General features: G+C 45.2%; 13 protein-coding genes. 11 read left to right on the plus strand and 2 right to left on the minus strand.

All coding sequences use genetic code 11. From position 1 onward, the window contains the following. Positions 1 to 66 precede the first annotated feature (66 nt). Positions 67 to 1,356, plus strand: a complete 1,290-nt coding sequence (pepB, locus tag FE810_RS11665) for an aminopeptidase PepB (RefSeq protein WP_138320243.1) — start codon at positions 67 to 69, stop codon at positions 1,354 to 1,356. 237 nt (positions 1,357 to 1,593) lie between these two features. On the opposite strand, the gene FE810_RS11670 is transcribed toward pepB, so the two are convergent. Next, on the minus strand, positions 1,594 to 2,514 hold the full coding sequence (locus tag FE810_RS11670; protein ID WP_138320244.1) for a UbiA prenyltransferase family protein: 921 nt from the start codon (positions 2,512 to 2,514) through the stop codon (positions 1,594 to 1,596). 154 nt (positions 2,515 to 2,668) lie between these two features. Then, positions 2,669 to 3,259: an RNA 2',3'-cyclic phosphodiesterase gene (thpR, locus tag FE810_RS11675; RefSeq protein WP_138320245.1), complete on the minus strand. Its 591-nt coding sequence runs from the start codon at positions 3,257 to 3,259 to the stop codon at positions 2,669 to 2,671. Positions 3,260 to 3,461: 202 nt separating this feature from the next. Between thpR and FE810_RS11680 the strand changes: the two genes are divergently transcribed. From FE810_RS11680 to nirD, 10 genes are all read left to right on the plus strand, one after another. Further along, positions 3,462 to 4,160 carry an alginate export family protein gene (locus tag FE810_RS11680; RefSeq protein ID WP_138320246.1) on the plus strand — a complete coding sequence of 233 codons (699 nt, stop codon included), beginning with the start codon at positions 3,462 to 3,464 and terminating at the stop codon, positions 4,158 to 4,160. 6 nt (positions 4,161 to 4,166) lie between these two features. Next, positions 4,167 to 4,673, plus strand: coding sequence for a hypothetical protein (locus FE810_RS11685; RefSeq protein ID WP_138320247.1), 507 nt, complete (start codon positions 4,167 to 4,169; stop codon positions 4,671 to 4,673). 208 nt (positions 4,674 to 4,881) lie between these two features. Continuing rightward, positions 4,882 to 5,499 carry an ANTAR domain-containing response regulator gene (locus FE810_RS11690; RefSeq protein ID WP_138320248.1) on the plus strand — a complete coding sequence of 206 codons (618 nt, stop codon included), beginning with the start codon at positions 4,882 to 4,884 and terminating at the stop codon, positions 5,497 to 5,499. After that, positions 5,492 to 6,580 carry a CmpA/NrtA family ABC transporter substrate-binding protein gene (locus FE810_RS11695; RefSeq protein ID WP_246037038.1) on the plus strand — a complete coding sequence of 363 codons (1,089 nt, stop codon included), beginning with the start codon at positions 5,492 to 5,494 and terminating at the stop codon, positions 6,578 to 6,580. The genes FE810_RS11690 and FE810_RS11695 overlap by 8 nt, the downstream gene beginning before the upstream one ends. Before the next feature lie 355 nt (positions 6,581 to 6,935). Then, on the plus strand, positions 6,936 to 8,279 hold the full coding sequence (locus FE810_RS11700; protein ID WP_246037046.1) for an ABC transporter substrate-binding protein: 1,344 nt from the start codon (positions 6,936 to 6,938) through the stop codon (positions 8,277 to 8,279). A 120-nt stretch (positions 8,280 to 8,399) separates the two neighbouring features. Then, positions 8,400 to 9,329: an ABC transporter permease gene (locus FE810_RS11705; RefSeq protein WP_212744508.1), complete on the plus strand. Its 930-nt coding sequence runs from the start codon at positions 8,400 to 8,402 to the stop codon at positions 9,327 to 9,329. A 255-nt stretch (positions 9,330 to 9,584) separates the two neighbouring features. Beyond that, positions 9,585 to 10,433, plus strand: coding sequence for an ABC transporter ATP-binding protein (locus FE810_RS11710; RefSeq protein ID WP_138320250.1), 849 nt, complete (start codon positions 9,585 to 9,587; stop codon positions 10,431 to 10,433). A 13-nt stretch (positions 10,434 to 10,446) separates the two neighbouring features. Further along, on the plus strand, positions 10,447 to 11,649 hold the full coding sequence (locus tag FE810_RS11715; protein ID WP_138320251.1) for an alginate export family protein: 1,203 nt from the start codon (positions 10,447 to 10,449) through the stop codon (positions 11,647 to 11,649). Positions 11,650 to 11,704: 55 nt separating this feature from the next. Next, positions 11,705 to 14,236 (plus strand): nitrite reductase large subunit NirB, encoded by a 2,532-nt coding sequence (nirB, locus tag FE810_RS11720; protein WP_138320252.1) that lies wholly within the window; start codon positions 11,705 to 11,707, stop codon positions 14,234 to 14,236. Positions 14,237 to 14,251: 15 nt separating this feature from the next. After that, the gene (gene nirD / locus FE810_RS11725; RefSeq protein WP_138320253.1) at positions 14,252 to 14,638 is read left to right on the plus strand and encodes a nitrite reductase small subunit NirD; all 387 of its coding nucleotides are present in this window, start codon (positions 14,252 to 14,254) and stop codon (positions 14,636 to 14,638) included. Positions 14,639 to 14,641 lie beyond the last annotated feature (3 nt).

Here is a 14,641-nt window from a genome sequence, read left to right on the forward strand (position 1 = left end):
TCTTTATCCAAGTGTTGATTGTCACTATAATCGAACTACTGATAACTGTTATAAAGGATTTTTTCAATGACTGCAGCCGCGACGATTAAGCTGGCAACAAAGGGTGCGAGTGATAACTGGCAATCGGGTAACTTACTTAGATTTGTAAACGATGATATCGAGATATGCGTTGGTTCCTTGGAAAATATAGACTTGCGAGCCATTCAGCAGGCGGGTCGAAAAATCGAAGCATTGGGAGTTGAAACGGCGCAGCTTCAAGGTGATTACTGGAGTGAGAACGCTCAATGGGCATTCGCTCAGGGCTTTACCAAGGTGGGGAAACTCGAGAACGTACTATTTTGCGGTGCTGCCGATATGGTCAACCGATTGCATCAAAAGCAGGCGGTTTACGCCTGGGCTCGCGATTTAATCAATCAAACACCATCGCAATTGGTGCCGGTGTCTCTGGCGAATCAAGCTGCAGATTATTTAAAAACCCTGGCACCGGATGCTATCCGTATCGATACCATCATTGGTGAAGATCTGGAAACACAGGGATGGACTGGTATTTACAATGTCGGCAAAGGCAGCGTGAACCCGCCTGCGATGTTAACGGTTGATTACAATCCAAGTGGTGATGCGGATACCCCGGTTTACGCCGTCTTAGTTGGCAAAGGCATTACCTTTGACAGTGGTGGGTACTCGATAAAACCAAGTGCCGGCATGTTCTCGATGAAATGCGATATGGGTGGCGCGGCAACAGCGGCTGCGGCACTGGCACTAGCCATTCAATGGGGCTTGAATAAACGGGTGAAGTTGATTTTATGCTGTGCGGAAAACATGGTCAGTGATCACGCCTATAAGCTTGGCGATATTCTGACTTATAAAAACGGCACAAGCGTGGAAATTGCCAATACCGATGCCGAAGGACGTTTGGTGCTGGCCGATGGCTTGATTGCGGCGAGCGAAGATACCCCAGAAATGATTATTGATGCCGCGACGTTAACCGGTGCGGCGATGTTAGCCACAGGGGGGGAATACAATGCCCTGTTTTCTATGGATAAGTCATTGATGGCTAATGCTCTCGTACTTGCCGATGACGTGAATGACCCCGCCTGGCCATTGCCATTGGAAAGTTTTCATCAGGGTAAATGTCCTTCCGCGTTTGCAGATACCGCAAATTCTACCACGCAAAAAGGCGGAGGCGGCGGTGGGGCGAGCAATGCCGCTGGGTTTTTGGCAAGGTTTGTCGAACCTCAAGGGAAGGGCTGGTTACATATCGATTTGTCAGCGTGTTATCACGAGCGCAGTAATAGCATGTGGGCGGCAGGGGCAACGGGTAGCGGTATTGCCACCATTACCAGCCTGATTTTGTAAATTAGTATGCGAATACGGTAAACGGCTGAGCTTTTTACTCCGCTGTTGGCCGTAGTCCGCGACGAAAAGTTACCCTTGATTCTTCAAAATGCTAGTTGTGAGATATGGCAGAACCTGCTTGGTTTTAGCCATTGCGACTGCTAGTGCATGCCATAATATCCTGACACCTTTGACACCTTTGACACCTTTGACACCTTTGACACCTTAGGGAGTTTCAATTTTCGCGAGAAACTCCCGTTACCACATCAATCCAATGATAAAAAGCACCCAATAAGAAAAGCTGGCGATACCGGTTTTGGTCATCTGGCTTTGTGCAGTCTCGCTATCGGGTAGATGACGCGTGGTAATAATGGTCGCCGCTAATGATGGAATGGTGAAAATAAATGCAAAGCAAAGTAACGGTAATTGTTCACTGACAATTAACGCGACCGTACAAAGCACCGCAACAACCAATGCAATGGTTTGGGCATTGAGCAGATTCGCAATCGCCGGTGGTGATTTTACCAATGGCTCACCATCACTATCCAATCGCAGAGATTCATGGGCGGATAACCGCAGTGTTATCTGTTCGCTAAACCAGTTCATAAGCGCCAGGCATCCTGCGGCAGCGGCAATCAAAACATCCGTAATTTGCACGTTAGCAGTGTGCAGATAATGGCTAATGAAAAAGGGCAGAATGGCACTAAGCATTGCCATGATAGCCAAAGAGCCTATTTGTCCAAATCTGTCAGCGGGCAACCCACGCCGGGTTTTGTGGCGTAAAACGGATAACAACAGTAAGCAACATACAACCATGAGCGTCATGCTCACCGGGGCCACTGCAGTACTGGTAAATGTTAACGCGCCGAGAGCCGCACAAAATAAAATGAACAAGCCGAGAATTAACTTCAGCATGGTGGATTGTATATGTTGATGGTGGACAGATTGGTCGCGTGATTGTGGCTGACTCGCATGAATGATAAACGCCCGTTGATAGTCACTGGCAAGGTTGGTCACAATTTGCCCTAGCATCGTGATAAATAGCAAACTGGTGAATAGCCGGCCATCGACAAAGCCATCGTAAGCGGCAAGGCCACTGCCCAAAATAATTGCGCTACAGGGAAGAAAAAGACTGCGGGGACGAATTGCGCCAAGCAGGAGTTGTGGATACAGTGACATTTATCATTCTCAAACACGGAAAACTGGCCAGAGATTCTATACCAATGGGTATCGTTATGTGAACCGAGGGTATGTTATTTTCATGATATTCAATGAACCTCAGGCCCCATGGTCAAATCTAGCCAAAACTCTTAACCCAGCCCGATTGCTAAAATCAGCGCAATCGCCAGCACTTCAACTCAGTGTAGACTACCCCCGCCGGAGTCGATACCGATTCAAACAAGGCAAATCGTTTTACAATCATTGGAATTGCAAAGGGTTGTTGCAGATATACAGGACGGGTAACCTTGCGAGCCAGGGTAATGTGAGGTGTAAATTTGTATTCAGTGTGCGCTTGAGAACCTGAATTCTCGTTATTCACAGCGTGATTACTCAAAACCTTATTCATCATTACCTGATCGGTTAAGGCATTGATTTTCGCGGCTAGCAATTGTAACGCTTCGGGGATATCGGATAAGCCGAGATATAGCACTTTAGGTTTTTTGAAATGGCCCAATCGGTTTATGGTTAACGACATTGACGGGGTGGTGATGGTATTCGCCAAAGTCATTAATTTATCGATCGATTCTAGCTGACATTGACCTATGTAGCGTAGCGTCATATGAAAATTGAGGTAAGGCACAGGCTTTACTAATGTCGGTAGATTTTGATCGCGCCAGTTGTCTAATTGCTGTTTTTGCCTTTCATCAAAGGACACAGCAAAAAATATGCGTTTGCCGGGCTCTGTTTTTTGCGGGATTATCATGCTGTAAGGTTAACCAAAAGTCATTCGGGTGTCTAAAGTATCCCATCTAACGGGTGAAAAAACGGATACCAAGAAACCCACTCAGACTTCGATTTCTTGTCTTTATCTGGTCTTGCGCAATACTTGTAGCAGATTTTTGTCGCCATTGCGGGGATCAAAACTATATCTTCTGGCACATTAAATTTAGTAGGTGGTTGTTGTCATGAATCCTGTGAAGACTCGTCGATTAGTGGTTTATTCCTTTGCCCCAATATTATTATCTTCATTGTTTGTTGCCCCCGTAGTTTGCGCTGAGGAAGAAGATAATGATCTTTTTATGGCGGATTTTCGACTTCGATATGAGACCGTAGATCAAAACAATTTGCTCAACGATGCGAAAGCATTAACGTTAAGAACCACAATTGGATTACGAACCCCAAAAATATTCGGTTTTTCACTGTACGTCGAGGGCGAGGATTCAAGGCCGGTGTTTGGCATTGATGATTATAGCGATACGTTAGGGATGAATCCTGATTACTCGGTGATTGCCGACCCCAAAACCACGGAATTTGACCAAGGCTATCTGCAGTTTAAGACGAAAACCATAACCGCTAGGTTGGGACGTCAGGTGATTAGTCTTGATAACCAGCGATTTGTTGGCAATGTTGGCTGGCGTCAGGATAAGCAAACCTTTGATGCAATGAGTGTTACCTGGAAGCTATTCGATAGCATCACAGTGAACTACGCCTATATTGACAAACGCAACCGGATTTTTGCCAAAGATCGGGATTTGAATAGTAAAGATCAACTGATAAACCTTGCCTGGGATACTGGTTTGGGCACTTTAATTGGTTATGCCTATATGCTCGAAGAAGATGAGGGTATTCGCAATACTAATGACACTTATGGTATTCGTTATTAGGGAGAGTTGCAGGCATTCGGGCAGCAATGGTTGTTAAATGCCGAATATGCGGAGCAAACTCTGCAAACCCCAGTAGGAAAATTTGATCCTGAATACCACCTTATTGAAGCGGGTATCCACTTTCGTGCTGTAACGTTTATCCTCGGTTATGAGTCGCTTGGCAGTGATGACGGTCTGGCTGGTTTTGCGACACCGCTTGCAACCTTACATAAATTCAATGGCTTTACCGATCAATTTTTAACAACACCCGCACAGGGGTTGCATGACTGGCATGCCACGCTCGGGGGAGGCATCTTTTCCGGCAAATGGAGCCTTGGTTATCACGACTTTGAAGCGGATGATGTCGCGCCTCTGATTGATGATTTTGGCAAAGAGTATAATGCTCAGTACACCCAACCCCTTGGAGAGCATTTCTCTGCCGGCGTCAAATACGCGAACTACGAAGGTGGTGACCTTGCTACCGAAAAGGCCGATACCGATAAACTCTGGGTTTGGATTGGAGCGACATTTTAACGAGAAAACTCGGTTTGAATGCGCCATCTTGGCGCACACTTGCCTTAATTTAATTCATTCTTTGGCAAATGCTTATATTGATAACGAGAATACCCTCCCTATCATTGCGCTTTGGCGTATTCTATTAACTGGCACAAAACTTGTATGGGAATTGTATTGTGCAGTTTCTTCTGCGCGTCAACCTGGTTAATTAACAATAGATGTGCCGATGAGTATTTTGAAATCAGATACCCAGCCCCTACTTAAACTTTTACTAGTGGATTATAACAGTCATAAGACCCATATCTTGTCTGAGGCCTTTGACAATGAACACTATCAAATTGAATGGGCGTCCGCCTCTGGGATGTCTTTACTTCACCGAGTCCGGGAGTCAAAACCGGATATTATCATTATCGATATTGAGTCTCCGGATCGGGATATGCTCGATAGTCTGAACATGCTATCAACAACCGCACCTAAGCCCGTGGTGATGTTTTCTGAAGACCAGAATAGTCAAGTTATTCAAGAGCTGGTCAAGGCCGGTGTTAGCGCCTATATCACAGGGGGGGTTGATAGCAGTAGAGTTCGTTCGATTATTGATATCGCGTTAGCGCGCTTTAAAGAACACCAAAACTTAAAGCAGGAACTTGCTGATACTAAGCAAAAGCTATCGAGTCAGAAAGTTATTGAACAGGCAAAGATTTGGCTGATGGAAAACAAGCACTGCTCCGAGAAGCAGGCGTATCACCATATTCGTAAAATCGCCATGGATAACAGCCAGAAAATGGAAGATGTCGCCAGGAATATCCTGTCCCTGGCCAATATGCTTGGAGGTAGTCATGGCTGATTCAATAATGGAAAAACGCTCGCTTAAAGTTGGCTTTATGCCATTGACCGACAGCGCACCTCTGGTAGTGGCAAAAGAGTATGGCTTTTTTGAACGTTACGGTCTTGATGTCACATTGGAGCAACAAAATTCCTGGGCAACCATGCGCGATAAGGTTTGCGCGGGCCTACTCGATGGTGCTCAAATGCTGGCGCCGATGCCAATTGCCAGTAGTTTAGGCCTGGATGGGCAACGGATCCCGATGATTACACCTTTTGTTCTAAGCCGCAATGGTAACGCCATTACGCTTAGTCAAAAGTGGTATAAACACCTGGACGAACACAGATTGGGTGAAGGACAACCTATTAGCGCCACTGCGATTGCATCGATTGTTAACAAGAAAATCGCTAATGGTGAGAAACTCAGATTCGCAACGGTATTTCCTTATAGTTGTCACTATTACCAATTGCTGGATTGGTTAAGTGCCGGTGGCATCGACTTAAGTCATATTGAGCTGCTTATCATCCCTCCTGGAAACATGATTGCGGCATTGAAATCCGGCGAGATTGACGGCTTTTGTGTGGGCGGTCCGTGGAATGCCTTCGCGGTTCGAGCGCAGTTAGGCTTTACCGCTGCCACCTCGTCTGACATTTGGATGGATTTTCCTGAAAAAGTATTGGCAGTTTTGGCAAGTTGGCAGATGCAAAATCCCAACACTTGTAAAGCGTTGGTACAAGCTTTAAATGATGCATGTCATTGGCTTGAATCGATCCCTAATCGATTTGAAGCGGCTCAGCTATTGAGTGGTTCGCAGTATTTAAATATGGATCTAAATATCATTGCTCCTTCATTGCTTGGTAGCTGTTTGACCTACAAAGACCTGCCGCCACGACAAATAAACACTTATAACCAGTTCGCCGATTCTGAATCTGCAAGCCTCAACTGCCCAAGTATTGATGATGGGCGCTGGTTACTGGAAGTGATGCAAAAATCCGGGCATCTGGACAATCCTAGCCATGCGCTGTTGCAGTTGCCGCATATATATCGACAAGATTTATTTCGCCAGTATTTTACCGCGAATCAGGATGTTGCACCAAGATAGTTATGTTGGTTGCACTCAATGTATGCAATCCGGTGAGTTTTTACTCTAATGATTTTCCAGGATCTCTCTCAAGGCCAATAAAAATCACGTTTTTTAATCTTGGCATTTAATATGCATTACATACATCAGGTGCAACAGCGTACCTTTAATTGCCCTACGGGGCGCTCAAAAAATTCATTAACTAATAGAACTGCAACGGCGTAGTCTTTCATTAGTTTGGCATCGAAGCCTGACGTAACCAATCTCATTTTTGGGGAATGGTGACGGCGGGCTTTTTTATTTGGAGAAAATTATGTTTCAACTTTCAAAAACGGGTTCAAACAAAATGATCAAACGAATAGGCCATGCATTCTCAATGGTTCTTACTGCGTTTAGTTTTATTGTTTGTACATCTATTCATGCTGAAGAGTTGGGCTATCCCGAAAAGGAAGAGCTGACTTTTGGTTTTATTAAACTGACTGATATGGCGCCTATCGCGATTGCCTATGAAAAAGGCTTTTTCGAAGATGAGGGCCTATACGTCACGATTGAAGCTCAGGCGAACTGGAAAGTATTGCTTGATGGTGTCATTGATGGTCGCCTCGATGGTGCGCATATGTTAGCGGGTCAGCCAATTGCGGCAACCATTGGCTACGGTACCAAAGCCAATATCATCACCCCATTTTCGATGGATTTAAACGGTAATGGTATCACTGTTTCCAATGAAATCTGGGAGCAGATGAAAGTCAATATTCCTAAACAAGCTGATGGTCGCCCAGTGCACCCAATCAAAGCGGATGCGTTAAAGCCGATCGTTGAGAAATTTCAAGATGAAGGCAAGCCTTTTAACATGGGCATGGTCTTTCCGGTATCTACTCACAACTATGAATTGCGCTACTGGCTTGCCGCGGGTGGAATTCACCCAGGTTTTTATGCACCGCATAAAGGTGATACCTCGGGACAAATTGACGCCCAGGCTCTTCTTTCTGTGACGCCACCGCCACAAATGCCAGCAACATTAGAAGCGGGCACCATTTATGGATACTGCGTGGGTGAACCTTGGAATCAACAAGCCGTATTTAAAGGCATTGGTGTTCCCGTTGTTACCGATTATGAAATCTGGAAAGACAACCCGGAAAAAGTATTCGGCATTACTCAGGAATTTTCAGAAAAATATCCAAACACCACGATTCGTCTGACCCGAGCATTGATTCGTGCTGCTGAGTGGTTAGATGCAAATGAAAATGGCAACCGTCCAGAAGCGGTGAAAATTTTGTCGGATTCTCGCTATGTCGGTGCCGATTATGAAGTGATTGCCAACAGCATGACAGGGACATTCGAATACGAGAAAGGCGACAAGCGTGCAGTGCCTGACTTTAACGTTTTCTTTCGCTACAACGCGACCTATCCCTATTATTCCGACGCAATTTGGTACCTGACGCAAATGCGCCGTTGGGGACAAATCAGCGATGATAAGCCAGACAGTTGGTACAAAGATGTCGCGTTTAAAGTCTATCGACCTGATATCTATCAAAAAGCGGCACAGTCTTTAATTGACGAGAAAATCATGGATGCTAGTGCATTCCCCGATTTTACCAATGAAGATGGCTTCCGCTCACCACAAACGCATTTTATTGACGGCATCGTTTATGACGGCACTAAGCCAAACGATTACCTCAAGAAGTTTGAAATCGGCTTGAAAGCTGGTGAAAAAATTTAAATTGGCCAGTGGCCGTTAACCCTAACTCATGAATTTAACCTGGAGTATGAGATGAGTCTTTTAATCCGAAATCTGATCAACTTAGATCGGGAGCAGTCTTTCTCTGAACAAAGCCTATTGATGGCGGGACAGAAATTAAAGCAAGCGTTATTGCCGATCCTTGGATTACTGGGCTTTTTATTGATGTGGTCTATTGCCGCCAATAATGTCACAACTTCGTTAGGAAAATTTCCTGGACCTGGAGCGGTCATTACCCAGTTTGACAATTTGTATCAGGAACATGTCAGCGAACGGGATAAAGAGCTGGCTTTTTACGAGCGTCAGCATAAACGTAATGCAGATCGTATCGCAAAAGATCCGAATTATGTCCCAAAAGTTCGCGCCTACACCGGTAAAGAAACATTTTTGGATCAAATCTTAACCAGCCTTAAGACCGTTCTAAGCGGCTTTATTCTCGCCGCAATTATCGCCATTCCTTTGGGGATCGCGATTGGCTTGAGTCATACATTAAACCAAGCGATTAACCCGATTATTCAGGTATTCAAACCGGTATCGCCATTGGCCTGGTTGCCTTTGGTAACCATGTTAGTCAGTGCCTTGTACGTATCGGATGACCCGTTTTTTTCTAAGTCTTTTGTGAACTCCTTAATCACTGTCACCTTATGTTGTGTGTGGCCAATGGTGATTAACACGTCTGTTGGCGTCGCTTCAATTAATCAAGATTGGGTGAATGTTTCACAAGTTCTGCGACTTCCTGCTCTTACTCATGTACGCAAAATCGTACTTCCTGCATCGATACCGGCGATATTTACCGGGATGCGGATGTCTCTCGGTATTGCCTGGATGGTGTTAATTGCCGCGGAAATGCTGGCGCAGAACCCTGGACTTGGCAAGTTTGTCTGGGATGAATTTCAAAACGGAAGCTCACAGTCGTTGTCTCGCATTATGGCAGCAGTGATTGTGATTGGTTTAATTGGCTTTTTATTGGACCGCGCGATGTTGCAATTACAACGTTGGTTGTCCTGGGATAAAGCTTCGGCGAAACGCTAAAAGGGTCTGTTGACCCACTCGATAACGGCTTTTGTTCAATCAAATACTTGAACTAAAGAAGTCAGACAATAACTAGTGGAAAAGGTAATAAGGGCACCAGTTGAATTCTTCGAACAGTGTTTGGTTTGAATCCGACCTGAGCTTTTCTCGTTACCGTGCAATGAGCACGCTAAAAAGAACAAGCCTTGGTCAAAACCCAAACAATTCACTGCAGCGAACCGAGAACACAAACAGGCCCTTGAGAGGAATATTAAGATGACTACGATTTTAGATATCAGCAAAATCGATATGGTGTTTCCAACACCAAAAGGGGATTTTACGGCCCTTAAAGAAGTCGATTTGAAAATCAAAAAAGGCGAGTTTATATCCTTGATTGGCCATTCCGGTTGCGGTAAGTCCACGGTGTTGAATGTGGTCGCCGGATTGCATCAAGCCACCAATGGCGCAGTTCTTCTGAATAATAAAGAAGTGAATGAACCCGGCCCTGAACGGGCGGTGGTTTTTCAAAATCACTCTTTGTTACCGTGGTTAACGGCTTATCAAAATGTTGAATTAGCGGTTAAACAAGTGTTTTCCAAGACGATGTCGGCAAAAGAGATGCAGGATTGGATTGAGCACAACTTAACTCTGGTTCATATGGAACATGCCATGCACAAACGTCCGGATGAAATATCTGGAGGAATGAAACAACGTGTGGGTATTGCCAGAGCATTGTCGATGCAGCCAGAAATTTTACTATTGGATGAACCTTTTGGTGCACTCGATGCATTAACCCGTGCCCATATGCAAGATTCATTAATGGAAATTCAGGATGAGCTGAGCAATACGGTGATCATGATCACCCATGACGTTGATGAAGCGGTATTGTTGTCCGACCGCATTGTAATGATGACCAACGGTCCGGCAGCGACAATTGGTGAAATTCTTGATGTCGACCTACCTCGCCCTCGTGACCGATTAGCCCTGGCCAATGATCCAAGATACAACGAATTAAGGTCCGAAGTGTTGACCTTCCTTTATGAAAAACAACGAAAAATAGAGGTGATTGCGCCCAGTGAACCGGTCAAAAAAGAAGCCGATGAATCAAAAAGCGCAGTCGCCTGATAAGGAAATTATCATGTTAACAACAAAAAACTTATTACCCAATGCTATAAAAAGTGCGCTGCTTATTACCCTATTGGCGCCAGTCGCCCACAGTGCATTCGCCGATGCCGGAAGCGCGAAAGTCGATTTTCGCTTGCGCCATGAATCAGTGTCTCAGGACAACGCATTAAAGGATGCCGATGCACTGACATTGCGAACCACGTTATCGTATACCACGCCTTCTGTTGGCAATTTCAGTGGTGTGGTTGAGTTTGAAGACTCGCGCGCCGTATTTGGCGTGGATGATTACAACAATACGCTTGGCATGAATACCGATTATTCGGTGATAGCGGATCCTGAAACTACCGAATTGGACCAGGGATTTGTGCAATACAGCAACGCTGGATTTGCCGCCAAAGTCGGTCGTCAGGTCATTACTCTGGATAACCATCGTTTTGTTGGTCACGTTGGCTGGCGTCAGGATAAGCAAACCTTTGATGCCGCAACTCTTAGTTATGGTGGTATCGACGATTTAACCATGCAATACAGTTACATCACTCAACGTAACCGAATTTTTGCTGAGCAAAGAGATCTTGACTCAAAAGATCACCTGTTCAATGTTGGCTACAAAACATCACTTGGCACCCTAACCGGATACGGCTATTTGCTGGATGAAGATACTGGCATCACCAAAACCTATGATACCTGGGGTTTGCGATTTGCGGGTAAATCTGCTGGCGAAACACTGTCATTTCTTTATACCGGTGAGTATGCCACTCAATCGAGTGAAATCAATGGATCAGAATTTGATGCCGACTACTACCTGCTTGAAGGTGGCGTTGTATTCTCCGGTATTACTGCAAAAGTTGGTTATGAAGTGCTTGGCAGCGATGACGGGGCTTATGGTTTCTCCACGCCATTGGCAACGCTACACAAATTTAACGGTTGGACCGACCAATTTTTAGGAACGCCAGCGCAGGGATTGGAAGATGCGTATATCAGTCTCTCTGGCAAGCTGTTGTCCGGTAGTTGGTTGGTTGCTTATCACGACTTTTCTGCGAATGACGGTACCGCCGATATTGATGATTTTGGCAGCGAGTGGGATGCCCAATATACCATGGCATTTGCTAAGCACTATAGCGCTGGAGTGAAGGTCGGATTGTATCAAAGCGGTGACAATGCCACAGGCAAAGTTGACACCGACAAAGTCTGGTTTTGGTTAGGCGCGAAATTCTAACAAAATCTGAAAAAGTTATAGAAGCCTAACGGCCTGGAAGTAAACGGGAAAAATTATGAGTAAGAAACAACATATCGTCGTCGTGGGTAACGGCATGGTAGGACATCATTTTGTCGAGCAATTAAGCCAGTCGGCTAACGCGGAACAATTTGAAATAACGGTGTTATCTGCCGAACCTCGCCTTGCCTACGATCGCGTTCATTTGTCGGAGTTTTTTGCCGGTAAAAGTGCCGATGATTTGGCCATGACCAGTATGGATTTGTACCAACAATGGCAGGTGAATTTTCGAATCAATGCCAAAGTCGATACCATCGATCGTCAGGGTAAAACACTAACCACCCAAACAGGGGAAGTGTTTAGCTATGACAAACTGGTTTTAGCCACGGGTTCTTATCCATTTGTTCCGCCGATCAAAGGCAACGACAATCCCGATTGTTTGGTCTATCGGACAATTGAAGACTTGCAGGCGATTTCTCACTGCGCGTCTAAAAGTAAAGTCGGTGTTGTTGTCGGCGGTGGCTTGTTAGGCCTAGAAGCCGCAAACGCTTTACATCATCTTGGTTTGCAAACCCATGTCGTTGAATTTGCGCCGCAGTTAATGGCGGTGCAAATTGATAAGCCTGGTGGTGATATTCTTAGACAGAAAATCGAATCGTTGGGCGTGCAGGTTCACACTAACCGCGCCACAACGCAAATTGTAGCGGGTGATAGCTGTCGACATAAATTGTGTTTTAGTGACGGTGAAGAGCTTGAAACCGATTTGATTTTATTCTCTGCCGGTATTCGTCCTTATGACCAGTTGGCTCGCCAATCGGAACTTGATGTTGGTGAACGCGGCGGAATTGTTGTGAATAACCAGTGTCAGACCAGCGATGAAAATATTTACGCGATAGGTGAGTGTGCCCTTTGGAATAACTTTATCTTTGGCTTGGTCGCCCCTGGTAACACCATGGCGAAAGTTGCCGCAGAACACCTGCAAGGTCAATCTGCAAGCTTTACCGGTGCGGATATGAGCACCAAGTTAAAGCTGATGGGCGTTGATGTTGGCTCTATTGGCGATGCCCACGGTAAAACACCGGGTTCATTAACCTATCGTTATGAAGACCAGGTTAACGGCGTATACAAAGCCATGATCGTTGATAGCGAGCAGAAGAAACTGCTTGGCGCAGTATTAATCGGTGATACCAGTGAATACGATAGCTTGTTGCAATACATGCTTAACGGCATCGATTTACCTGCACAACCGGAAAGTTTGATTCTGCCATCGAACTCAGATAAACCGCTGTTAGGTGCGGATGCTTTGCCGGATACGGCAACCATCTGTTCCTGTCATAACGTCACCAAAGCGGATGTTATCACCGCCATCGACGAAGGGGCGGTAACATTAGATTTTATTAAGTCATGTACCAAAGCCAGTACCGGTTGTGGTGGTTGTGTGGCGTTACTTAAAGATGTCAGTAGCAATGAACTGAGTTGCCGTGGTGTCGAAGTGAAAAAGGATATTTGTGAGCATTTTCCTTATTCTCGTCGCGAACTATTCGATCTAATTAAAATTGAAAAAATCACCAATTTTAACGATTTAATGGCAGCCCATGGTTCAGGGCTTGGATGTGATATTTGTAAACCAACGGCCGCTTCAATTTTTGCCTCCGTTTGGAATGAATACATTCTCGATAAAAAGCACCAGCCATTGCAGGATACCAACGATACCTTTTTGGCGAATATGCAAAAAGATGGCACGTATTCGGTAGTGCCACGTATTCCAGGTGGTGAAATTACCCCGGATAAACTTATCGTGATTGGTGAAGTTGCCAAGCAATATAATTTGTATACCAAAATTACTGGGGGTCAGCGAATTGATTTATTCGGTGCCCGTAAAGAAGAGCTACCGGAAATCTGGCGTCGCCTGGTTGATGCGGGTTTTGAAACGGGTCACGCCTATGGTAAATCGGTTCGTACGGTGAAATCCTGCGTCGGTAGCACCTGGTGTCGCTTTGGCGTTCAAGACAGTGTCTCGATGGCACTGTTTATCGAAGATCGTTACAAAGGCATCCGCTCTCCTCATAAACTGAAATTCGCCGTATCTGGTTGTACCCGTGAATGTGCGGAAGCGCAAAGTAAAGATATTGGTGTTATTGCCACCGAAAACGGATGGAATCTCTATGTGTGTGGTAATGGCGGTATGAAACCTCGCCATGCAGATTTATTTGCCACCGATCTCGATGATGAAACTCTGATTAAATATATCGATCGAGTTTTGATGTTCTATATCGAAACGGCGGATCGTCTGCAACGCACCTCCGTATGGATGAACAATATGGAAGGTGGTCTTGAGTATCTGCAGGATGTCGTAATCAATGACAGCTTAGGTCTTGCTACATACCTTGAGCAACACATGGACAGTATCGTAGGTACTTATCAGTGTGAATGGAAAACCACGTTAGAAGATCCGAAGGCGCTTGAGCGTTTTAAGCCTTTCGTCAATTCAGACAAACCGGATAGTAATATTCAATTTGTCGAGGAGCGTGGGCAAATACGCCCGGCACGCCCCGAAGAAAAAACCATTGCCATAGTCGTTCAAGATTAATGATAGGAGAACAAGATGACAACGTTAGCGTATGCAGATGAGCAGTTATCAACAGCAACTCAATCACAACGATGGGTCGATATTTGTCGACAGGATCAATTAATCGAAGATACGGGTGTCGCGGCACTATTGGAGAATGGGAAACAAGTCGCGATTTTCCAACTTGCTTTGAAAGCCCAACAAATATATGCGGTGAGTAACTTTGACCCTATTGGTCAGGCAAATGTGCTGTACCGAGGTATTGTCGGCTGTGTTAATTCAGAGCCTGTTGTGGCATCACCATTGTTTAAACAACCGTTCTCGCTCATTGATGGTCGATGCGTGACAGATGAAAGCATTTCGATATCTGTTTATCCGACCCGTATCAACGACGGAAAAGTACAACTTTTAATTTCAGACTAAGCA

This window comes from Thalassotalea litorea, assembly GCF_005843925.1.
Taxonomy (GTDB): Bacteria; Pseudomonadota; Gammaproteobacteria; order Enterobacterales; family Alteromonadaceae; genus Thalassotalea_A; species Thalassotalea_A litorea_A.

Coding starts and splice junctions, on each gene's coding strand:
- nirB (WP_138320252.1), top strand. CDS start 11,705: ATGAGTAAGAAACAACATATCGTCGTCGTGGGTAACGGCATGGTAGGA.
- FE810_RS11680 (WP_138320246.1), top strand. CDS start 3,462: ATGAATCCTGTGAAGACTCGTCGATTAGTGGTTTATTCCTTTGCCCCA.
- FE810_RS11670 (WP_138320244.1), bottom strand. CDS start 2,514: ATGTCACTGTATCCACAACTCCTGCTTGGCGCAATTCGTCCCCGCAGT.
- FE810_RS11705 (WP_212744508.1), top strand. CDS start 8,400: ATGGCGGGACAGAAATTAAAGCAAGCGTTATTGCCGATCCTTGGATTA.
- FE810_RS11700 (WP_246037046.1), top strand. CDS start 6,936: ATGGTTCTTACTGCGTTTAGTTTTATTGTTTGTACATCTATTCATGCT.
- pepB (WP_138320243.1), top strand. CDS start 67: ATGACTGCAGCCGCGACGATTAAGCTGGCAACAAAGGGTGCGAGTGAT.
- FE810_RS11715 (WP_138320251.1), top strand. CDS start 10,447: ATGTTAACAACAAAAAACTTATTACCCAATGCTATAAAAAGTGCGCTG.
- FE810_RS11695 (WP_246037038.1), top strand. CDS start 5,492: ATGGCTGATTCAATAATGGAAAAACGCTCGCTTAAAGTTGGCTTTATG.
- nirD (WP_138320253.1), top strand. CDS start 14,252: ATGACAACGTTAGCGTATGCAGATGAGCAGTTATCAACAGCAACTCAA.
- FE810_RS11690 (WP_138320248.1), top strand. CDS start 4,882: ATGAGTATTTTGAAATCAGATACCCAGCCCCTACTTAAACTTTTACTA.
- thpR (WP_138320245.1), bottom strand. CDS start 3,259: ATGATAATCCCGCAAAAAACAGAGCCCGGCAAACGCATATTTTTTGCT.
- FE810_RS11710 (WP_138320250.1), top strand. CDS start 9,585: ATGACTACGATTTTAGATATCAGCAAAATCGATATGGTGTTTCCAACA.